20 protein-coding genes and 2 pseudogenes are annotated in these 18863 nt (G+C 70.5%); 13 read left to right on the top strand and 9 right to left on the bottom strand.

Translation table 11 applies throughout. From position 1 onward, the window contains the following. The first annotated feature begins 145 nt into the window (after positions 1 to 145). A complete protein-coding gene (locus tag ACZ49J_RS36790) occupies positions 146 to 298 on the top strand; it encodes a hypothetical protein (RefSeq protein WP_467455108.1) in 153 nt (50 codons plus the stop codon). A 207-nt stretch (positions 299 to 505) separates the two neighbouring features. Further along, entirely contained in the window at positions 506 to 754 is a 249-nt protein-coding gene (locus ACZ49J_RS36785; RefSeq protein ID WP_467455110.1) for an SCO4226 family nickel-binding protein, read from the top strand. A 121-nt stretch (positions 755 to 875) separates the two neighbouring features. Here ACZ49J_RS36785 and ACZ49J_RS36780 read toward each other — a convergent pair whose 3' ends face one another. Next, on the bottom strand, positions 876 to 1352 hold the full coding sequence (locus tag ACZ49J_RS36780; RefSeq protein ID WP_467455112.1) for an ArsI/CadI family heavy metal resistance metalloenzyme: 477 nt from the start codon (positions 1350 to 1352) through the stop codon (positions 876 to 878). Positions 1353 to 1431: 79 nt separating this feature from the next. On the opposite strand from ACZ49J_RS36780, the gene ACZ49J_RS36775 reads away from it, so the two are divergent. From ACZ49J_RS36775 to ACZ49J_RS36760, 4 genes and pseudogenes are all read left to right on the top strand, one after another. Further along, on the top strand, positions 1432 to 1812 hold the full coding sequence (locus ACZ49J_RS36775) for an ArsR/SmtB family transcription factor (RefSeq protein WP_467455113.1): 381 nt from the start codon (positions 1432 to 1434) through the stop codon (positions 1810 to 1812). Continuing rightward, the gene (locus ACZ49J_RS36770; protein WP_467455114.1) at positions 1809 to 2570 is read left to right on the top strand and encodes an aquaporin; all 762 of its coding nucleotides are present in this window, start codon (positions 1809 to 1811) and stop codon (positions 2568 to 2570) included. Before ACZ49J_RS36775 ends, ACZ49J_RS36770 begins: the two co-directional genes overlap by 4 nt. 27 nt (positions 2571 to 2597) lie before the next feature. Then, positions 2598 to 3020: an arsenate reductase ArsC gene (locus ACZ49J_RS36765; RefSeq protein WP_467455115.1), complete on the top strand. Its 423-nt coding sequence runs from the start codon at positions 2598 to 2600 to the stop codon at positions 3018 to 3020. Positions 3021 to 3339: 319 nt separating this feature from the next. Further along, positions 3340 to 3498 (top strand): annotated as a pseudogene (locus ACZ49J_RS36760) (HD domain-containing protein); the annotation flags it as partial. A gap of 215 nt (positions 3499 to 3713) precedes the next feature. Here the strand turns inward: ACZ49J_RS36760 and ACZ49J_RS36755 are convergent. Next, positions 3714 to 4475 carry a phosphoglyceromutase gene (locus ACZ49J_RS36755; RefSeq protein ID WP_467455117.1) on the bottom strand — a complete coding sequence of 254 codons (762 nt, stop codon included), beginning with the start codon at positions 4473 to 4475 and terminating at the stop codon, positions 3714 to 3716. Between the two features lie 191 nt (positions 4476 to 4666). Here ACZ49J_RS36755 and ACZ49J_RS36750 point away from each other — a divergent pair, with 191 nt between their 5' ends. Both ACZ49J_RS36750 and ACZ49J_RS36745 read left to right on the top strand, forming a co-directional pair. After that, positions 4667 to 5932: an MDR family MFS transporter gene (locus tag ACZ49J_RS36750; protein WP_467455118.1), complete on the top strand. Its 1266-nt coding sequence runs from the start codon at positions 4667 to 4669 to the stop codon at positions 5930 to 5932. Between the two features lie 267 nt (positions 5933 to 6199). Continuing rightward, positions 6200 to 6322, top strand: a pseudogene (locus ACZ49J_RS36745) (ABC transporter ATP-binding protein); the annotation flags it as partial. Between the two features lie 53 nt (positions 6323 to 6375). Here the strand turns inward: ACZ49J_RS36745 and ACZ49J_RS36740 are convergent. Beyond that, positions 6376 to 7437: a methyltransferase gene (locus tag ACZ49J_RS36740; protein ID WP_467455119.1), complete on the bottom strand. Its 1062-nt coding sequence runs from the start codon at positions 7435 to 7437 to the stop codon at positions 6376 to 6378. A 239-nt stretch (positions 7438 to 7676) separates the two neighbouring features. Between ACZ49J_RS36740 and ACZ49J_RS36735 the strand changes: the two genes are divergently transcribed. Then, positions 7677 to 8726 carry a helix-turn-helix domain-containing protein gene (locus tag ACZ49J_RS36735; RefSeq protein WP_467455120.1) on the top strand — a complete coding sequence of 350 codons (1050 nt, stop codon included), beginning with the start codon at positions 7677 to 7679 and terminating at the stop codon, positions 8724 to 8726. Here ACZ49J_RS36735 and ACZ49J_RS36730 read toward each other — a convergent pair. Together ACZ49J_RS36730 and ACZ49J_RS36725 are read right to left on the bottom strand one after the other, a co-directional pair. Continuing rightward, positions 8695 to 8949, bottom strand: coding sequence for a hypothetical protein (locus ACZ49J_RS36730; protein WP_467455122.1), 255 nt, complete (start codon positions 8947 to 8949; stop codon positions 8695 to 8697). The two genes, ACZ49J_RS36735 and ACZ49J_RS36730, sit on opposite strands and share 32 nt — an antisense overlap. Before the next feature lie 208 nt (positions 8950 to 9157). Further along, entirely contained in the window at positions 9158 to 9658 is a 501-nt protein-coding gene (locus ACZ49J_RS36725; protein WP_467455123.1) for a DUF2000 family protein, read from the bottom strand. A 49-nt stretch (positions 9659 to 9707) separates the two neighbouring features. Here ACZ49J_RS36725 and ACZ49J_RS36720 point away from each other — a divergent pair, with 49 nt between their 5' ends. Continuing rightward, positions 9708 to 10553, top strand: a complete 846-nt coding sequence (locus ACZ49J_RS36720) for an AraC family transcriptional regulator (RefSeq protein WP_467455124.1) — start codon at positions 9708 to 9710, stop codon at positions 10551 to 10553. A 79-nt stretch (positions 10554 to 10632) separates the two neighbouring features. On the opposite strand, the gene ACZ49J_RS36715 is transcribed toward ACZ49J_RS36720, so the two are convergent. After that, positions 10633 to 11109 (bottom strand): hypothetical protein, encoded by a 477-nt coding sequence (locus ACZ49J_RS36715; protein ID WP_467455125.1) that lies wholly within the window; start codon positions 11107 to 11109, stop codon positions 10633 to 10635. 256 nt (positions 11110 to 11365) lie between these two features. On the opposite strand from ACZ49J_RS36715, the gene ACZ49J_RS36710 reads away from it, so the two are divergent. Further along, positions 11366 to 12265 (top strand): ArsR/SmtB family transcription factor, encoded by a 900-nt coding sequence (locus ACZ49J_RS36710; RefSeq protein ID WP_467455127.1) that lies wholly within the window; start codon positions 11366 to 11368, stop codon positions 12263 to 12265. 57 nt (positions 12266 to 12322) lie between these two features. On the opposite strand, the gene ACZ49J_RS36705 is transcribed toward ACZ49J_RS36710, so the two are convergent. From ACZ49J_RS36705 to mshA, 3 genes are all read right to left on the bottom strand, one after another. Further along, positions 12323 to 14068, bottom strand: coding sequence for a glycosyl hydrolase family 28-related protein (locus ACZ49J_RS36705; protein ID WP_467455128.1), 1746 nt, complete (start codon positions 14066 to 14068; stop codon positions 12323 to 12325). Between the two features lie 149 nt (positions 14069 to 14217). Beyond that, the gene (locus ACZ49J_RS36700) at positions 14218 to 14709 is read right to left on the bottom strand and encodes a type III secretion system chaperone family protein (protein ID WP_467455129.1); all 492 of its coding nucleotides are present in this window, start codon (positions 14707 to 14709) and stop codon (positions 14218 to 14220) included. A gap of 348 nt (positions 14710 to 15057) precedes the next feature. Next, positions 15058 to 16398: a D-inositol-3-phosphate glycosyltransferase gene (mshA, locus tag ACZ49J_RS36695; protein WP_467455130.1), complete on the bottom strand. Its 1341-nt coding sequence runs from the start codon at positions 16396 to 16398 to the stop codon at positions 15058 to 15060. A 329-nt stretch (positions 16399 to 16727) separates the two neighbouring features. On the opposite strand from mshA, the gene ACZ49J_RS36690 reads away from it, so the two are divergent. Next, positions 16728 to 17528, top strand: a complete 801-nt coding sequence (locus ACZ49J_RS36690) for a class I SAM-dependent methyltransferase (protein ID WP_467455132.1) — start codon at positions 16728 to 16730, stop codon at positions 17526 to 17528. Between the two features lie 196 nt (positions 17529 to 17724). Beyond that, positions 17725 to 18834 carry a C40 family peptidase gene (locus tag ACZ49J_RS36685; RefSeq protein WP_467455133.1) on the top strand — a complete coding sequence of 370 codons (1110 nt, stop codon included), beginning with the start codon at positions 17725 to 17727 and terminating at the stop codon, positions 18832 to 18834. The last annotated feature ends 29 nt before the right edge of the window (positions 18835 to 18863 follow it).

Below are 18863 nucleotides of genomic sequence, written 5' to 3'. Positions count from 1 at the left end.
GCGAGCTCCCGCCCGCAGGGGGCGTGGCTTTCTTGGGAGCGTGCGTTCGGTACTGGCGGGCGTGTGCGAGCCTCAGTGCGCCGTTGATGCGCCCAGGCGAACGGGCGTCCACTGGGCACAGGCACCAGCCTTCGAGGAGGGACCCATGGCCGAATCCCCCAACACGCCCGACCCCACCCAGGACCGCGAGACGGAGCAGCCCACCGAGATCCGGGCCCTGCCCCTGGTCGCCGCCTGCGGCTGCGGCTCCGGGTGCGGCTGCGGCTGTCAGTCGGGCAACCCCTGCCAGTGCGGCTGAGTACGACGGTGCGACGGTGAAGGGCCCCGGGACGATGCCCGGGGCCCTTCACCGTCGCAGAGACTCACCGTACGGACTCACCCGCACGGGCTCACCTGTACGGACCCACCTGTACGGACCCACCTGTACGGACTGGCCCTCTCCCGCCGTCCGGGAGCAGCATGGAGAAAAGGAGTGACCAACCGAACCGGAAGGAGGCGCGAGCCCATGACCCGGTTCATGGACGTCCACCACGGCATGAAGGGCATCACGGCCGAGCAGCTGCGCGACGCGCACCAGGCCGACCTCGCCATCGAGAAGGACGAGGGCGTCCACTTCGAGAAGGCCTGGGCGGACCCCGAGTCCGGCACGGTCTACTGCCTCTCCGAGGCCCCTTCGGCCGACGCGGTCCAACGCATCCACGAACGCACCGGCCACAAGGCCGACGAGGTCCACCCGGTGCCGCTGACGGTCTGACAGATGGGGGTGCTGCTCATCTCACCGTGATTTCCTGCTGTTCCCCGCTGCATCTGGTGCGGTAGTGGTGCAGGGAGGAAACCGCCTGGCGGGTTCCACTCGTCGAGCCAGGCTGTTCGAATCACTGGCCGCAGGCGCATCCGGCGGCCGCCGGGGCCTCCTCCTCGGCGGCCTGGCCGGTGCAGCAGCCGTCGCCTCCGGCGTCGGGGTCGGCGCTCTTGCCGAGGGTGTCGGCGTCGGCCTTGACCACGTAGACCTCCCACGGCTCCTTGCCGGGGCCATGCACCCACACCTTGTCCTGGAGGGCGTAGCAGCAAGAGGTGTCGTTCTCCTCGAAGGTGGCCAGGCCGGCGTCCTTCAGTCGGGTGGTGGCGGCGTTGACCTGCTCGGTGGACTCGACTTCGACGCCGAGGTGGTCCAAACGGGTTTCCTCGCCGTCCTCACCTTCGATCAGGACGAGCTTGAGCGGGGGTTCGGCGATGGCGAAGTTGGCGTAGCCCTGGCGCTGCTTGGCCGGTTCGGTGCCGAAGAGCTTGGAGTAGAAGGTGACCGAGGCTTCGAGGTCACTGACGCGCAGGGCGAGCTGGGCGCGGGGCATGACACGACTCCCATCTGCTTGCATTGATGTCTGTCGATACAAGCTTGCGCCTTGGATCGAGAAACGTCAACATAGAAGCATGTCGAAGCAAGAACTCACGGTCCTCGGACAGGACGATCAGTCCGATGCGTGCTGCCCGGGGCTGGTGGTCGCGGCCCTGGACGAGGGCCAGGCGGCCGAACTGGCGAAGATCTTCAAGGCGCTGGGCGACCCGGTCCGGCTGCGCCTTCTCTCGTTGATCGCTTCGAGGGCCGGCGGGGAGGTCTGCGTGTGTGACCTGACCCCGGCCTTCGACCTGTCACAGCCGACGATCTCGCATCACCTCAAGCTGCTCCGGCAGGCGGGTCTGATCGACTGCGAGCGCCGGGGGACGTGGGTCTACTACTGGGTACTGCCTGCCACCCTGGACCGGCTCTCCACATTCCTGGCCACCGCGCAGAAGGCGGAGGCGACCGCGTGAGCGCATCGCTCGGGCGCCGGGCCCTCGCTGAGGCGGTGGGCTCGGCCGCGCTGGTCGCGGTGGTGGCCGGCTCCGGCATCCAGGCCACCGAACTGACCGACGACGTCGGCATCCAGTTGCTGGCCAACTCGCTGGCCACCGTGTTCGGCCTGGGCGTGCTCATCGCACTGCTCGGTCCGGTCTCCGGCGCGCACTTCAACCCGGCCGTCACACTTGCGGCCTGGTTCACCGGCCGTCACACCCACGACGGGCCGGCCCTTCGGGACATCGCCGCGTACATCCCCGCGCAGACGGCCGGGGCGATCGGCGGCGCCGTCCTGGCCGACGCCATGTTCGCCAAGCCGTTGGTGCACTGGTCCACACATGACCGCACCGCTGGTCACCTGTGGCTCGGCGAGGTCGTGGCTACTGCGGGGCTCGTCTTCCTCATCTTCGGGCTCGCTCGTAGCAACCGGGCCCACTTCGCGCCGGTGGCCGTGGCCTCCTACATCGGAGCGGCGTACTGGTTCACGTCCTCAACGTCGTTCGCCAACCCGGCCGTCACCATCGGCCGCGCCTTCACCGACACGTTCGCGGGGATAGCCCCTGCCTCCGTTGGGCCGTTCGTCGCGGCACAGATCGCCGGTGCCGCACTCGGCTTGGGCCTCATGTCCGCCGTGTTCGCCCGGCCCGCACCCACACCCGCACCCGCACCCGCACCGACCGGGGACGTCCCCGTCCCGGGAGAGCCCGAACTCGCCCCTCCCGCCACCTCCTGACCCGCCGCGCCCAGAAAGACACCCGCCATGCCCCCTCCCGCCGAGCGCCCGTCCGTCCTGTTCGTCTGCGTCCACAACGCCGGGCGTTCACAGATGGCCGCTGCCTTCCTCACCCACCTGGCGGGCGACCGCGTCCAGGTACGCTCCGCCGGCTCCGCTCCCGCCGACACCGTGAACCCCGCCGTCGTCGAAGCCCTCGCTGAGGTGGGCATCGATATCTCGGCCGAGATTCCCAAGATGCTCACCGTGGAGGCGGTACAGGCATCCGACGCCGTCATCACGATGGGCTGCGGCGACACCTGCCCGGTCTTCCCCGGCAAGCGTTACCTCGACTGGGAGCTCCCCGACCCCGCCGGGCAAGGAGTCGAAGCCGTCCGCCCGATCCGCGACGAGATCGAGAGGCGCATCCGCGGGCTCATCGACGAGATCGCCCCGGCGAACCGACCGTGAGTCCGGCCGCCGGGATCCGCATCGCCGCCATGACGCCCGAGCATGCGGCCACGCGCCCGTACGGGGCTCATCTCCGGGTACGTCTTCCGAGTCATACGGGAGCAACGAGGCCCCACCCAGGAGTCCGGGCCGGCACCTCGGAATGGCTTGCGTATCAGCAGAGCACCGAGCGGCGTGGCCCGGCGACAAACTCCTGGCCCACCTTGCTCAGGGCCTCGCCCGCACCACGGGTACGTCGACCTCAACATCCACACCGTGTGGTCGCTGCTCCAGGCCCTCCCCAAGCTGCTGCGTGCTCGGCTCCCCGTGGAGTCCGACGGTGGCTGAAGACCTGTCCGCGGTGGCGAGGTTCCTGTACGAGGCGGGGACGCTGAAGCAGACCAGGCGCACTGGTGGGTGGATGGCCGACGTATGCGACCCCGAGTCGGTGGCCGAGCATTCCTGGGATACCGCCCCGATCGCGACGGTCAACGCGAAGACCGGCTCCCTGGCCTGGTCTCGTACGGCGCTCGGCGAGAAGCAGAGCTGACAGGCGGCTGCGGCAAGGGCCAAGGCCAGGGCCGGACTTCCTCACCGCACTGACAGCGGACCGATCAGGCAGTTGACGTGCGGAGACGGCACCAGCTCACCGCAAAGGCCTACGAAGCCCCCTGCCTGCGGAGAACCGCAGGCAGGGGGCTTACTGGCGTCGGGTTACTTCTTCTTGCCCTGGTTCTTGACCGCCTCGATCGCCGCCGCGGCCGCGTCGGGGTCGAGGTACGTGCCGCCCGGGTTGACCGGCTTGAAGTCGGGGGTCAGTTCGTAGGAGAGGGGGATGCCCGTGGGGATGTTCAGGCCCGCGATGTCGGCGTCCGAGATGCCGTCGAGGTGCTTGACGAGGGCGCGGAGGCTGTTGCCGTGGGCCGCGATCAGGACCGTGCGGCCGGCGAGGAGGTCGGGGACGATGCCGTCGTACCAGTACGGAAGCATGCGGTTCACGACGTCCTTCAGGCACTCCGTGCGGGGGCGGAGCTCCGGGGGGATCGTCGCGTAGCGGGCGTCGGAGGACTGGGAGAACTCCGTGCCGTCCTTGAGCGGGGGCGGCGGGGTGTCGTACGAGCGGCGCCACAGCATGAACTGCTCCTCGCCGAACTCGGCGAGGGTCTGCGCCTTGTCCTTGCCCTGGAGGGCTCCGTAGTGCCGCTCGTTCAGGCGCCAGCTGCGGTGGACCGGGATCCAGTGGCGGTCGGCGGCCTCCAGGGCCAGCTGCGCGGTGCGGATCGCTCGCTTCTGGAGGGAGGTGTGCAGCACGTCCGGGAGCAGGCCGGCGTCCTTCAGCAGCTCTCCGCCGCGCGTCGCCTCCTTCTCGCCCTTCGCGGTGAGGTTGACGTCCACCCAGCCGGTGAACAGGTTCTTCTCGTTCCACTCGCTCTCGCCGTGGCGGAGGAGGATCAGCTTGTACGGTGCGTCGGCCATGGCCCCGAGCGTAATCCAACCCTTTGATCACTTGGGCGGGCGGTCACCAGGCGGACAGAGGGTGGAGAGACGGGTGGACAGTTCACGGCGGTTGTTAATTGAGTGGTCCTCCCCCACGACACGCTCGTAATGTGTGGCAACGACCAGCACCACTTACGTCCGTACGTCAGTTCCGTCCGCGGGGGACCCCTATGCCATCAGCCGCCCTGAGGCGTGCCGTCCGTGAGAGCGTCTCCGGGTTGCCCCGCGAGTTCTGGTGGCTGTGGACCAGCACACTGGTCAACCGGCTCGGTGCCTTCGTCGCCACCTTCATGGCCCTCTACCTCACGCTCGACCGCGGCTACTCCGCCTCCTACGCCGGTCTGGTCGCCGCCCTCCACGGGCTCGGCGGCGTGATCTCCTCGCTCGGCGGGGGCGTCATGGCCGACCGGCTCGGGCGACGGCCCACGCTGCTCGTCGCCCAGGCCTCCACGGCCGTGTCGGTCGCGCTGCTCGGCTTCGTGCGCGACCCCGTCGCGATCGCGGCCGTCGCCTTCCTGGTGGGCGCGGCCGCCAACGCCTCGCGGCCCGCCGTCCAGGCGATGATGGCGGACATCGTGCGGCCCGAGGACCGCGTCCGGGCCTTCTCCCTCAACTACTGGGCGATCAACCTCGGTTTCGCCGTCTCGTCCATGGCGGCCGGGTTCATCGCCGAGGTCAGTTATCTCGCCGGGTTCCTGATCGAGGGCGGCATGACCATGGCCTGCGCCATCGTCGTCTTCGTCAAGCTGCCCGAGTCGCGGCCCGCGCCCGCCGCCAAGGGGCCCGAGGACCGGACCGAGGTCGGACTCGGGACCGTGCTGCGCGACGGGCGCTTCATGGCCGTGGTCGGACTGTCCTTCCTGGTCGCGCTCATCTTCCAGCAGGCTTCGGTCGGACTCCCGGTCGCGATGGGCGAGGCCGGCTTCGCCCCTGCCGACTACGGGCTGGTCATCGCGCTCAACGGCGTCCTGATCGTCGTCCTCCAGCTCCCGGTCACCCGGTTCATCGAGCACCAGGACCCGCGCCGCCTGCTCGTGGTCTCGTCCGTCCTCGTCGGGTACGGGTTCGGGCTCACCGCGTTCGCCGGCTCGGTCGGCGTGTTCGCCCTCACCGTGTGCGTGTGGACCCTGGCCGAGATCGTCCACGCGCCCACCCAGACGGGGATCGTCGTGCGCCTGTCACCGGTGCGGGGGCGTGGGCGGTACCAGGGCATGTACACGATGTCCTGGTCGGTCGCGGGGCTGGTCGCGCCGCTGATGTCCGGGTTCGTCATCGACCGGTGGGGGGCCGAGTGGCTGTGGGCGCTGTGCGCGGTGGTGGGAACCGTGGCGGGGGCCGGGTACGGGGTGCTGATGCGGCGGGTGCCGGTGGAGGAGCCCTCGCCTCAGCGGACGGATGCCCCCGCGTCGAAGCTTCTTCCCGAACAGGCGGCCTGACCCACCGGTGCCGGCGATGGCGGGGAGCCGTGGGCTGCGGTAGGCGCCACTCACCGGGTGCTGCCAGCGCCGGGTCTCCGTCGACGACGCGGGCAGCCCCCCACTCGGGCACTCGTCCCCAGCCCGGCTCTCGCGCTGGGAAGGGCGCCCACTATCCGAGCTTCTCGCCGTTCCGGGCGTAAGTGACGTTGTTTGAGGTCAGCACGAAGCGCTCGATGCGCAGCAGAACGCTTCCCGGTGCCGGATCGGGCAGCAAGTCCGGTGTACAGAGCCACCACCGTGAGGATCCTCGCCACGCTCCTGAAGGCCGACGCGGGGACGGCGAGCGCCAACGGCTTCGACGTCACCACGCAACCGGCGAACGTGCGGGAGTCCATCAGTCTCACCGGTGTGAATGGAGGTACGGCCGGAGGAGCGTCTCGGCAATCGAGCCATTGACTGGATCAGACGGCGACGAGCTCCAGGCCGAAGTAACCGTTACCCACGGAGTACGTCCTCGACCGGCGCCATCCCGAGGCCGCGAACAGGGCGTCGAACTCGGCCAGGTCGCGTTCCATGCCGTTCGTCGTGGTGAGCATGGCCATGTCCGACAGGGTGGCCAGGTCGGGTTTGCCGACCTCGCCGACGACCATCTCGACGACCAGCGCGCGTCCTCCCTCGTGCACGGCGGACCGGCAGTTGCGCAGGATGGTCGTGCACTGGTCGTCGTCCCAGTCGTGCAAGATCGTCTTCACCAGGTAGAGGTCGGCCGGGGGAACCTCCACGAAGAAGTCGCCACCCACTGCGGAGAAACGGCCGGACAGGCCCCGCTTGTCGGCCTCGCCACGGGCGGCCTCAACGACGTGCGGCAGGTCGAGGACCTGCCCGCTCAGCCCGGGGTCGGCCTCCAGCAGCGCGAGGACGAAGTCACCGTTCGAACCGCCGACGTCGACGACGGTGGACACACCGGCGGTGGACACGGCGGCCACGGCACCCTGCGTCACCAGGCCCGACAGGTCTCCCATCGCCTGGGCGAAGAGGGCTGCTTCCTCCGCGTTCTCCGGCTTCGCGTAGTACTCGAAGATCTCCATCCCCAGCGCCTTCTTGGTCTGGGTCTTGCCTTCCCGCACGGCCTCGGGGAAGGTCGCCCAGGACTGCCAGAGCGCCTGGCCGGTCTGGGCCAGCACCAGGGAGCGCATGGAGCCGGGGACCCCGGAACGCAACAGGCGGCCCCGGCCGGTGAGACCGAAACGACGGTCGCCCTCGTAGCTCAGCAGGCCGATCGAGGAGGCCGCGCGCATCAGACGGTACGTAGCCTGCGGATGACTGCCCTCGCGCTCGGCCACCTCCTCGGCCGTCATCGCTCCGTCGGAGAGATGGTCGGCGATGTGCAGCGCCGCTACGCCCCTCAGAACCTGGGCGCGGACGAGGCCGACCAACAGGTCGAAGACAGCGGCGGCATCGGCAGCGGGATCGGCTACGGGACCGCTCGACTGAACATCGGTGCCGAGATTGGTGTCAGACATGACAGCTAGAACCCTTCAGTACTCACCATGGACGGAAGCAATGGAAGCAAGCGCACTGTCTGTGTCTCCGCGCGTTGCGACATCGTTGTCCGCATTGCTCACCTTAGGGAGACCGCGGCGGCGTGCGCTTGTACAACAGCGTCACTCTGATGGAACGTCGGTGCCGGGCGATGCGGGCCGTGGTGGAATCAGGGCGCGAGGGTGCGGCGGTCGTCGGCAGGACGAGGCGAGGTGTTGAGATGAACGACACGGAACACACCGAATTTCAGCCCGACGGACCGGCACCGGGAAGGAAGTTCTTCGTCGACACGACGGCCCCGACTACTGCAACTACACCGACTACCGCGCGGAACGGCTTCGACGTCTTCCGGCGGGCGTGGGAGTCGCAGATCGGAGATGCGCTCCCGCTGCCCCCCTGGGAGCCGGTCGGATCGGGTGAGTTCCGGGTCCGGGTCCGAGCGTCCAAGGTGCACGACACGGTGATCTCGGGCGTCTACGGCGAGTCGATGGCCGGCGGCACCCGGGGCGCCTCCCACCACCTTGAGGACCGGGTCCTGGTGCATGTGCTGGGACGCGGCGAGTGGCGCTTCGTCTCTCCGCGCAACCGGGGCGAGACCGCCGTACCTGCCGGGCAGTTCATCGTGCGCCACAACGGCCCTCCGGCCCGCTTTGAGGTGGCACCGCATTCGACCGCGAAGGTACTGATCCTGCCGGCCACGCCGCTCAGTCCGCTGATCCGCGACCGGGCGACCCTCGGCCCGGCCGACTCGCCCGAACTACGACTGCTCATGGCGTACACCGAGATAGTCGAAACGACGCTCGACGACCTGACCCCCGCCGGTGCACGAGCCGCCCGCAACTCCCTGCTCGAACTGGCCAAAGGGGTGCTCATGCAGGCATTCGACGATACCGAACCCCTGCTGGCCCCCGCGTTGGCCCAGGCGGCCAGGGACATCGCGGACAGCCGCCTCACCGACCCCGACCTCTCCCCCGCGACTCTGGCCCACGAACTCAATGTCTCAGTACGGACGTTGTACCGGGCCTTCGCCGAGACCGACGACTCGGTGGCCGCGTACATCCGCCGCAGACGCCTGGAGCAGTCCCGCCTCGAACTGACCGCGCCGGGCACCCCCTCGAGCGTCTCGGAAATAGCCGCACACTGGCAGTTCGCCGACAGCAGCCACTTCGTCCGCGCCTTCAAGAAGGAGTACGGCCAGACACCCGCCGAATACGCCCGCAGGCAGAAGACCGCGCAGGTCAGGACCGCTCCGCCGACGGGGCCCTCATGACAAGGTCGCGGTAGGGCAGCGTCACCAAGTCGAAAGCGTCCAGTCCCAGTTCCTCCTCCACCTGGTTCAAGCGGTCGGCTGCCTCGTCCCTGTCCTCACCCGTGATCTCGACCTCTGTGAAGATGCCGTCAACGGCCGCGGCGTTGATCGCAACGACCGGGTCGTCCTCACCAGAGCGTCGGCAGACGGTGCGGCTCTTGACCACCCTCACCAGCTCCACCATGCCCAGCGCAGCCGACAGTGAGCGGTGTGCAAGCTGAAGTTGCTGGGCACGGGGCTGGTGTGCGTGTGCATCGGGATGCTCGTGCTGGTCGCTGGCAGGTGACTTTGGTGGCGATCATCGGTGGAAGTGACGGCGCCGGTGGTAAAGCCGTGGCGCCCGCGGCTTCCGGTGCCGGTCGACAGCGACTGCGACAGCGACAGCGGTCTGATCACGGATGCATCCGCGCCCCCTTCAGCACCTTGTCCACCGCGTTGCGCGGGCCGTACACGGACAAGCCCACCAGGTCCAACTCCCCCGTGCCCACGGCCCGTACGGCCGCGCGGTTGTCGCGGTCGTTGCCCGTGGCGAAGAGGTCGGAGGTGAAGAGGGCGCGGGGCAGGGCACGGGACAGCGCGCGTGTGTGGGCGGTGCGCAGCGTCTCCTTGGTGCCCTCGAAGATCAGTACCGGCTGGCGGAACATCGGCAGGTACGAGGTGCCGTCCGCGTCCTCGTACGGCTCGCCGATCACCTCCGGGAGCTCCGAACCCAGGCCGCTCACCAGGAACGCGGTCACGTTCAGGCGCTGCCAGGGCTCCAGATCCTCCCTCAGCAGCACGGCGATCTTGGTGTCGAAGCGGACGGGTTGGACGGGTTGGACGGACGGGACGGAAGGAGCCGGCGGGACAGGCGGGGCAGGCGGGACAGGCGCCAGGTCGTTCTCAGTGGTCATGCGACGACAGTGCCGATCGCCGTGCCGCAGCGTCTTGTACGTTCTTTGCATGCCGCCACAGCACCGGCGGATCCGGCAGATCCGTGACGTCACCGCCTGGCACCCCCGCGTCCCCGGCATCGTGGAGGTCTTCCACGCCCACTACACCGAGTACGCGTACCCGATGCACGTCCACGACGCCTGGACGCTGCTCGTCGTCGACGACGGCGCCGTACGGTACGACCTCGACCGGCACGAGCACGGCACCCCGAACGGCACGGTGACGCTGCTGCCGCCGCACGTGCCGCACAACGGGGAGCCGGTCACGGAGGAGGGCTTCCGCAAACGGGTGCTGTACCTGGAGCCGGGCGCGCTCGACGCGGGCCTCATCGGGGCGGCGGTCGACGGGCCCGATCTGCGGGATCCGCTGTTGCGGCTGCGCGTGGGCCAGTTGCACGCCGCGCTCGCGCACCCCGGCGACGAACTGGAGGCGGAGAGCAGGCTCGTGCTGGTGAGGGAGCGGCTACGGCGGCATCTGCGTCCCCGGTCGGTACGGGAGCCCCGGCCCGCAGGCCTCCCCCTCGCCCGCCGCCTGCGCGAACTGCTCGACGAGCGGACCGCGCGGGGCGTGACCCTCGACGAGGCATCGGCCCTGGTCCATGCCCATCCCGCCCATCTCGTACGGGCGTTCAGCTCCGCCTTCGGGATCGCCCCGCACCAGTACCTCATGTCGCGACGGGTCGAGCGGGCTCGGCGGCTGCTCCTCGGCGGGCAGCCGCCGAGCGAGGTGGCGGCCCTCACCGGCTTCTACGACCAGGCTCATCTCACGCGCCACTTCAAGCGGTTGGTGGGTGTACCGCCCGGCCGTTACGCCCGCGCCGCCGGACTGCGCAGGCCCTCGGGAAGCGTTCGGTGACGCCCGGCCGGCGCCATGTGGTGCGGACGGACAGGACGAAGGGCCCCGCTCTCGCGGGGCCCTTCCACATACGGACGGATCACTCGCACCAGGGCGTGTCGGGCAGCACATGGTCCGCGTAGTCGACGTAGTAACTGGCCATCCAGCCCTCGAAGCCCGGCCTGATGACGTACACCCAGTACGGGTTGCCGCCGACCGTCTGGCTGCCCCGCTTCTGACACCACGCCTCGAACGAGTCACCCGGGTTGACCTGGCCCCGCACGTTGGGGCAATTGGCCACGGACGGGGAGTTGTTGCACCTGGCGTAGTTCGAGTTGTTGTGGCGCACGTTCACGTTGGTGGCCCAGGTCGTGAACGCCCGCTTGACCGTGACGTCGCCGCCGTCGATCACCGCGGGACGCTCCGCGCGAGGCGAGGTGGCCTGGTCCGCGGCGGCCGCGGTCCCCGTGGCCGTCAGGGCGACCCCGGCGGCCAGGGCGGCGGCCGCGGCGAGCGCCCTGCCCGTCCTCGCGCGGCCCTTGCCCTTGTCCTTGCTGTTCGTCGTACCGATCGTCATGGTTGTCCCCATCTCTCGGGTGCCGGACTCGCCTCACCCTCACCCGACGACGTCGGCGTCCGCGAGGCTGTGAAGCCCTGCCTTAAGCCGTCCTGAAGCTCTCGCTTAAAGACCCACGTCAGACTGGCGAAACTCCCCAACCAGGCGCTGATCGGACATTTGTGGCCGGTAACCCGGCTGTTGTACAGCCAACCCACAGACAAACTGGAGTGCGTCGGGGGCGAACGGGGGCTGGGTGACACCAGGGGGACATCGCATGCGTATCCACTTCACCGCCGCGGATCTGTCGCGCGTTCGGGTGGCGGCCGCGCCCGACACGCACTGGGAGACCACGGCCAGTCTCCGCATGCTGCTCGGGCGGGACGGCCCGGCGGTGTTCGACACCTGGCGCAGACACGTACGCAGACGGCTGACGCTGGAACCCCGGGTCCTGGCCCGGCTGTCGTCCTTACCGTACGCACGCCCGAACACCGTCCAGGCGGGCACGGCGGCCGTGTACGACGCCTACCGGCGCTGCGCGCTCGTGCCGTACTGGTCACGCATATGCGCCCGGATCGACGCGGACCGCGCCCTGCGCGCGCAGCACCTCCTCGACCATGGTGTCGAGGGACTGCTCTCCCGTCTGGCACCGGTGCTGCGCTGGCGTCCGCCCGTACTGGAGACGGAGGGCGGGGACGGGCCCGAACTGCACCTCGGCGGACGGGGACTGCTGCTGCAGCCGTCGTTCTTCTGCTGGCGCACACCCGTCGTACTCCCGCCGGAGGGGGCCGGGCGGCCCGTACTGATCCACCCGGTCCAGCACTCCGCCGACTGGATCCGGATCAGTGGACCGGGCGCCGAGGGCGACCCTGCGGACCGCTGCCCGCTGGGGGCGCTGATCGGGCAGACCCGGGCGGCCCTGCTGCAGGCGTTGGGCACCGGATTCTCCACCAGCGAACTTGCCAGGCGGCTCGGTGTCTCCCCGCCCGCGGTCAGCCAGCACATGACGGTGCTGCGGGCCGCGGGCCTGGTCATCAGCACACGACGGTCCAACAGCGTGCTCCACACGCTCACACCCGAGGGGCGCGCCCTGCTGACACTCGGCAGCCGCGCCGACGGGCCGAGGGAACCGGTCGGTCCCCACCCTCGCCCCCACCCGGCCCGGTCGGACGTGTGACCACGCCGGGCGAAGCCGCGTTCCGGACCGCCCTTTGAACAGGACTACCTCGCGCCCTCACCTGAACCGCGGTCCGCGCTGCGCCTCGTACAGGTTGCCGGGCCGTACGGTGTCCGTCGTCCCGTACAGCTCCAGGCGCGCGCGCAGATCCCCCGTGAAGTCGGGGACGTCGATCTGGTCGAACTCGCGGACCGTGTTGACGGCCACCGTCGCGCTGTACGGGGCCAGGCCGTCGATCTTGACCAGTCCGGCGCGCTCGTTCGTCACCCGGATGTTCCAGTGGGTGAAGCGGGCGCCGAAGAGCGGGCCGGAGACGGCGTCGCCGCCGTGGCGGCCGTTGTTGTTGACGGTGATGTCGGTGCGGACGTTCGCGAAGGGCATGCCCCGGTGGGAGTCGAAGGTGCCCATCCGCATGTCGCCGCGCGACCAGACGTTGTACGAGGACAGTCCCTCGACGTTGATGCCGTGCAGTTGGGTGCCCGAGGGGGCCGGGGTGGTGCGCTGTTCGATGGTGAAGTCCTCGATGAGGTTGTCGTGGGAACCCTCGCGGCAGAAGTACGGGTGGTGGGCGCCGCGGCCGGCGACCCTCGTACGGCGCAGGGTGCACGCCGAGGCGGCGACCAGGCCGAAGCCGTTGTCGACGTGGCGTACGACGACGTCGTCCACCCAGCAGTCGTACGCGCACTGGAGCACGACCCCGTTGTGGCCCTTGTCGAGGAGGTGCGGGGACTGAGGGGTCTCCACCGCTTCCAGGGTGAGCCCTTCCACCCCCGCGCCGGTCAGCTCCCTGACGTGGGTGGTCAGGCGCGGGTCCCACTCCGGGCGCACGTCCAGCGGCAGCGGGCGCTCCAGGGTGACCGTCCTGCCGCGCACACGTGTGATGCGGACGGGCCACTCGTACGGGACGTAGGACGTGAGCTTCGTGTGGCGGTCCCAGGGGTACACCTCGGCGCCCGGGCCGTCACCCGCCATGTGCCGCAGGAGGGTGTGGCCGGGGTCGTCGGCGAGGCGGAGGAGGACGAGCCGGCCGGGGCGCAGGCGCGTGGCGTCCGCGACCGTGATCGTCCAGGAACCGCGGGGCGCGGGGCGCACCGTCGTCAGGGTCCGCCACTCGTCGCGCCGGTTGCCGGTCCAGCCCTCGAACGGCCAGGCCCGCGCCCTGATGGCCGTGACCAGGGAGTTCCAACGGGCCTCGGGAGCCAGCCAGATCAGGCCGCCCGCCCAGGACCAGGACGACTTGTCGCCGCCGTAGCGGGAGCCGTACGCGCCGATGATCTCGGTGAGGTTCCTGGTGGCGTGGAGCTTCGTGCGGGTGCTGCCGGCGCCGCGCAGGACGACGTTGTCGTACCCGACGCGGATCAGGTCGTCGATGCGGTACGTGCCGGGCGGGACGAGCACGGTGCCGCCGCCCGCGCGACCGGCGGCGGCGAGGGCGCGGTTGATGGCGGGGGCGCAGTCCGTGGTGCCGTCGGCCACGGCGCCGTGGTCGCGGACGTCGGCCACCAGGGGGCGGCGGGGGAAGTGCGCCGCCCCGCCGTGGCAGCCGGCCCGGCCGACGTACGGGATCTGCGGGTGGGTGAAGGGGGTGCGGGTGAACTCCCGCCAGAGGGCGGGGACCTGGCCCGTCGAGGGGGCGGGTGAGGGTGGGGATGAAGGCGGGGGCGGGGTGGCGGCTGCGGCCACTCCACCGGCCGCCACTCCCGTCGCCGCGCCCGTCGCCGCTCCAGCCGCCACGCCGGTCGCCGCGCCGCCGACGCTTCCGAGGAAGCCTCTTCTGGTCATGCCCTCGCAGGTGTCGCTCATGCCGCCCGCCTTTCAAGAATGTGAATGACGTTCAGATGCGCATTGAGCGTGAGCATGACATGCACAGCTGCGGGCCGGGAAGAGTCATGCACCAACTACAGGGTGCAGCCACAGGTACTCAGCGACAAGGCGGGGTGGCGGAGAGTGCCTCAGCCGTCAGCCCGCTGGGTCAGATGCGTGAACGCGTCCAGGTTGCGCGTCGACTCGCCGCGGGACACCCGCCAGGCGTACTCCTTGCGGATCGCGGAGGCGAAGCCGAGTTCCAGGAGCGTGTTGAAGGGACCGTCGGCGGCCTCCAGGACCGAACCGAGCAGCCGGTCGACCTCGTCCGGCGTGACGGCGGCGAGCGGCAGCTTGCCCGTCACGTACACGTCTCCCAGCGGGTCGATCGCGTAACTGACGCCGTAGAGCTTGAGGTTGCGCTCCAGGAGCCAGCGGTGGACGCCCTCCTCGTTCTCGTCCGGGTGCCGGATCACGAAGGCGTTCAGGGAGAGCGAGTGCCTGCCGACGATCAGCGAGACGGTCGTCGACAGTTTGCGGGTGCCGGGCAGCTTCACCACGTAGGTGCCGGGCTCGGGGCTCTCCCACTCCAGCTCGGCCTCGGTGATGACCTGCTCGATGATCGACGCTGCGTCAGCCATGGGGCGAGCGTACGGGATCACTGGTGCCGGCGCGGTGGGCCGCCTCAGCGGTGGCTGACGTCTCAGGCACGGCGGACGCCTCAGGCACGGCGGACGGTTCAGGCACGGCGAACGGTTCAGGCACGGCGAACGGTTCAGGCACGGCGGACGGTTCAGGCACGGCGGACGGTTCAGGCATGGCGGACGGTTCAGGCATGGCGGACACCTAAGCAATGGCTGGCACTTCAGCGGTAGCTCGTGCCTCAGCGGTACTCGTGCCTCAGCGGTAGCCCTGCCTCAGCGGTAGCTGGCGCCTCAGCGGTGACCGGCGCCTCAGCCATGGCTGGCACCTCCGCCATGGCCGGGGCCTCAGCCGTGATGCGTGCGCAGCCCGCGGCGGTGGGCGTGCATCGCCGCCGTGTAGACGTCCGCCGTGGCGGAGGCCGCCGTGTCCCAGCCGAAGCTCTCGGCGTGCCGGGCGGCGGCCGCGCCCATGCGGTCGGGCAGTTCGGGACGGTCGGCGAACTCGCCCAGCACGCGCGCGTAGTCGACGGGGTCGTGACCCTGGACGAGGAACCCGGTCCGCCCGTCGCGCACCGCGACCGGGAGCCCGCCGACCGCGGCCGCGAGCACCGGCGTACCGGCCGCCTGCGCCTCGATGGCCACGAGCCCGAAGGACTCGCTGTACGACGGCATGACCAGCACGGACGCGGCCCGGAACCAGTCCGCGAGCTGCTCCTGCCCGACGGGCGGCCGGAACCGTACGACATCGGCGATACCGAGCCGCGCCGCCAGCTTCTGCAGCACCTCCGGCTTGGCGAGCCCACTGCCGCTCGGACCGCCCACGACGGGAACGACGATCTTCGACCGCAGCTCGGGCCGCTCGCCGATGAGGACCGCGACCGCGCGCAGCAGCACGTCCGGGGCCTTCAGGGGCTGGATACGGCCGGCGAAGAGCGGGATCAGCGCGTCCTGCGGAAGCCCGAGGCGGGCGCGGGCGGCGGCACGGCCGTCGGCCGGCGTGAAGCGGTCGAGGTTCACACCGGGGTGGACGACGGCGACCTTGGCGGGCTCGGCCTCGTAGTGCCGTACGAGTTCGTCGGCCTCCTCGGCGGTGTTGGCGATGAGCCGGTCGGCGGCGCGCACGATCTGCATCTCGCCGATGACGCGGGCGGCGGGCTCGGGGGTGTCGCCCTCGGCGAGCGCCGCGTTCTTGACCTTGGCCATGGTGTGCATGGCGTGCACGAGGGGCGCGCCCCAGCGCTCGGCGGCGAGCCAGCCGACGTGGCCGGAGAGCCAGTAGTGCGAGTGCACGAGGTCGTAGTAGCCGGGACGGTGGCCGGCCCAGGCCTGCATCACACCGTGCGTGAACGCGCACAGCTGGGCCGGCAGGTCCTCCTTGGCCAGCCCCTCGTAGGGCCCGGCGTCGACGTGCCGTACGAGCACACCCGGTGCGAGCTCCACGGCCGGCGGGAGGGCGCCCGTCGTCGCCCGCGTGAAGATCTCGACCTCGATGTTGATCGCGGCAAGGCGCTGGGCGAGCTCCACGATGTACACGTTCATGCCGCCGGCGTCGCCCGTGCCGGGCTGGTGCAGCGGCGAGGTGTGCACGGAGAGCATCGCGATCCGGCGGGGCCTGCGGTGGGGCAGTCTCAGTCGCGGGGGTGCCGCCGGGGAGCGACGCCCGAGCCTGCTGACGTACTGGCTCACGAGGCGTTCCTCTCTTGCTGCGGGCGCCATGCTGCGGACATGCCGTTCGGAGGGCACACGGCACCCTCCGGAGAGGGGGAACACCGGAGCGGCCCGGCGCATTTCCGCTTTGCCGAATTATTACTGGAGCTCGCTCAACCGTTCGGGGTGCTGCCCCTGCAAGGGGCGCGGGGCTGTGCCGATGTGCGGCTTCGCCGCGTGGGCGCGACAAGCCACAACGGACCCGCGCAGGACCAAGGACATCAAGGGGCAGACGCACCCATGCGGGCCTGGGGGCGCAGCCCCCACGAGGGCAACCCCACCCACGGCACCCGCATACCCTCGTTGCCATGCCCACCCGCCCCCAGGGGACCGTCACGCGCGGAACCACCAACCCCAACCGCCTGCGCCGCATGGACCGCTGGATCGCGGCGAACCACGGCGCCGAACTCCGCCGCGCGGCGGACCCGACGGCGGTCGACCTCGGCTACGGCGCCGCCCCCTGGACCGCTGTGGAGCTGCTCCAACGGCTGCGTACGGCCGCCCCCCGCACCCGCGTGGTCGGCGTCGAGATCGACCCGGCCCGGGTGGCGGCCGCGCGGCCGTACGAGCGGGCGGGGCTGGTGTTCCGGCACGGCGGCTTCGAGGTGCCGGTGGAGGGCAGGCCGGCCCTGATCCGCGCGGCGAACGTCCTGCGCCAGTACGACGAGGACGAGGTGAGCGCGGTCTGGGAACGCCTGCGCGCCCGGCTCGCCCCCGTCACGGCCGGCTCACGGGGCGGTCTGCTGGTCGAGGGCACGTGTGACGAGATCGGCCGCCGTCACGTCTGGGTCGCCCTCGGACCGGAGGGTCCCCGTACGGTCACGTTCGCCACCCGTCTCGGCTCCCTGGACCGCCCGTCCGACCTCGCCGAGCGGTTGCCGAAGGCCCTCATCCACCGCAACGTCCCGGGGGAGCCGGTGCACGCCTTCCTGCGTGACTTCGACCGGGCCTGGGCGGCCGCGGCCCCGTACGCCTCGTACGGCGCACGTCAGCGCTGGATGTACGCCGTCCGCGCCGTGAGCGCCGACTGGCCGGTGCGGGACCGCGCCGCGCGCTGGCGCCAGGGCGAAGTCACGGTGGCGTGGGAGGCCTTGGCGCCGCGCGGCTGACGCCGCGATCGGCAAGTGCCGCCCTGGTGGAACGCGAGCGGTGAGTCGTTCGTCACACAGGGCGGGGAGATCGTCTGCGGACGAGCGGAACGGGGGAGGGAGTTCGTGTCCACCTCTGTCGTATTGCGGCACGACATGGCACGATCCCCCAAGCGTTCGGAAGTTACTGACGATTAATCAGGTTGGGGGCAGAGGTATGGGTGCGGGCAAGCGGAGCCTGACCACGGCGGCCGTGGCACTGGTCTGCGCGGTGACCGTACTGGGAGCACCGGGACTGGCCCATGCGAGCCAGGCGGCCCCCGACCCCGGTTCCTCCCCCTCCCCCTCCACGACCGGCTCGTCCGGCTCGTCCGGCTCGACGGCCGCGACCACCGAGGAACTGGAAGCCGTACGCAAGCAGCTGGACAAGCTCTACCACGACGCGGCGGTGGCCACGGACGCCTACAACGCGGCCGAGGAGAAGGCCGAGAAGCAGTCCGCCGAGATCGTCGAGCTGGCCCACGAGATCGTCAAGGGCAAGGCGAGGCTCGCGAAGCTGAAGGACCTCATCGGCGCCGCGGCCCGCGCCCAGTACCGCGGCGGCGGCATGCCGCCCGAGGTCCAGCTCTGGCTCAGCGAGAACCCGCAGGCCTTCCTCGACGGGGTCGGCCGCGTCCGTCAGGGCCAGCACGCGTCCAAGGGCCTGCTCGCCGAACGGGAGCGCACCCAGCAGGACTTGGAGCAGTACGCCAAGGACGCCTCCGCGCAGTGGAAGAAGCTGGAGGCCAACCGGAAGGCCAAGGCCGAGGCCCAGAAGAAGATCGAGAAGCAGATCGCCGCCGCCGAGGAGATGGAGTCCGAGCTGGAGGCGGAGGAGCGCGAGCGGCTGGCGAAGCTTGAGGAGGAGGCCGCGCGGAAGGCGCAGACCGAGTGGCTCGACTCGGGCGCGATGGACGACGTCAGGGGCAAGGCGACCGAGGAGGGCAAGAAAGCGGTCGAGTTCGCCACGGACCAGATCGGCAAGCCCTACAAGTGGGGTGCCGAGGGCCCCGGGTCGTACGACTGCTCCGGCCTCACCTCCCAGGCGTGGGCCGCCGCGGGCAGGGGCATCCCGCGCACGTCCCAGGAGCAGTGGAAGCAGCTCGACCGCGTCGACGTCAAGGACATGCGCCCCGGCGACCTGATCATCTACAACGCCGACGCCAGCCATGTGGCGATGTACATCGGCGACGGCGCCATCGTCCACGCCCCCCGCCCCGGCCGCACGGTGACGATCGCCGGCGCGGGTTCCATGCCGATCCTGGGAGTCGTACGCCCCCACGCGTGAGCACGACCACCGTGGGTACGTACCGGCCC

It is taken from the genome of Streptomyces sp. NPDC030840, assembly GCF_055572015.1.
Note: the sequence above shows the minus strand (reverse complement) of the source record. Positions and strands in the feature narration are given on the sequence as shown.

Bases quoted from the DNA above. Each gene is read 5' to 3' on its own strand.
- ACZ49J_RS36705 (WP_467455128.1), bottom strand. From the start codon at position 14,068: ATGAGCGACACCTGCGAGGGCATGACCAGAAGAGGCTTCCTCGGAAGC.
- ACZ49J_RS36790 (WP_467455108.1), top strand. From the start codon at position 146: ATGGCCGAATCCCCCAACACGCCCGACCCCACCCAGGACCGCGAGACG.
- ACZ49J_RS36740 (WP_467455119.1), bottom strand. From the start codon at position 7,437: ATGTCTGACACCAATCTCGGCACCGATGTTCAGTCGAGCGGTCCCGTA.
- ACZ49J_RS36730 (WP_467455122.1), bottom strand. From the start codon at position 8,949: ATGGTGGAGCTGGTGAGGGTGGTCAAGAGCCGCACCGTCTGCCGACGC.
- ACZ49J_RS36715 (WP_467455125.1), bottom strand. From the start codon at position 11,109: ATGACGATCGGTACGACGAACAGCAAGGACAAGGGCAAGGGCCGCGCG.
- ACZ49J_RS36735 (WP_467455120.1), top strand. From the start codon at position 7,677: ATGAACGACACGGAACACACCGAATTTCAGCCCGACGGACCGGCACCG.
- ACZ49J_RS36700 (WP_467455129.1), bottom strand. From the start codon at position 14,709: ATGGCTGACGCAGCGTCGATCATCGAGCAGGTCATCACCGAGGCCGAG.
- ACZ49J_RS36780 (WP_467455112.1), bottom strand. From the start codon at position 1,352: ATGCCCCGCGCCCAGCTCGCCCTGCGCGTCAGTGACCTCGAAGCCTCG.
- ACZ49J_RS36785 (WP_467455110.1), top strand. From the start codon at position 506: ATGACCCGGTTCATGGACGTCCACCACGGCATGAAGGGCATCACGGCC.
- ACZ49J_RS36775 (WP_467455113.1), top strand. From the start codon at position 1,432: ATGTCGAAGCAAGAACTCACGGTCCTCGGACAGGACGATCAGTCCGAT.
- ACZ49J_RS36755 (WP_467455117.1), bottom strand. From the start codon at position 4,475: ATGGCCGACGCACCGTACAAGCTGATCCTCCTCCGCCACGGCGAGAGC.
- ACZ49J_RS36765 (WP_467455115.1), top strand. From the start codon at position 2,598: ATGCCCCCTCCCGCCGAGCGCCCGTCCGTCCTGTTCGTCTGCGTCCAC.
- ACZ49J_RS36720 (WP_467455124.1), top strand. From the start codon at position 9,708: ATGCCGCCACAGCACCGGCGGATCCGGCAGATCCGTGACGTCACCGCC.
- ACZ49J_RS36685 (WP_467455133.1), top strand. From the start codon at position 17,725: ATGGGTGCGGGCAAGCGGAGCCTGACCACGGCGGCCGTGGCACTGGTC.
- ACZ49J_RS36690 (WP_467455132.1), top strand. From the start codon at position 16,728: ATGCCCACCCGCCCCCAGGGGACCGTCACGCGCGGAACCACCAACCCC.
- ACZ49J_RS36725 (WP_467455123.1), bottom strand. From the start codon at position 9,658: ATGACCACTGAGAACGACCTGGCGCCTGTCCCGCCTGCCCCGCCTGTC.
- ACZ49J_RS36710 (WP_467455127.1), top strand. From the start codon at position 11,366: ATGCGTATCCACTTCACCGCCGCGGATCTGTCGCGCGTTCGGGTGGCG.
- ACZ49J_RS36750 (WP_467455118.1), top strand. From the start codon at position 4,667: ATGCCATCAGCCGCCCTGAGGCGTGCCGTCCGTGAGAGCGTCTCCGGG.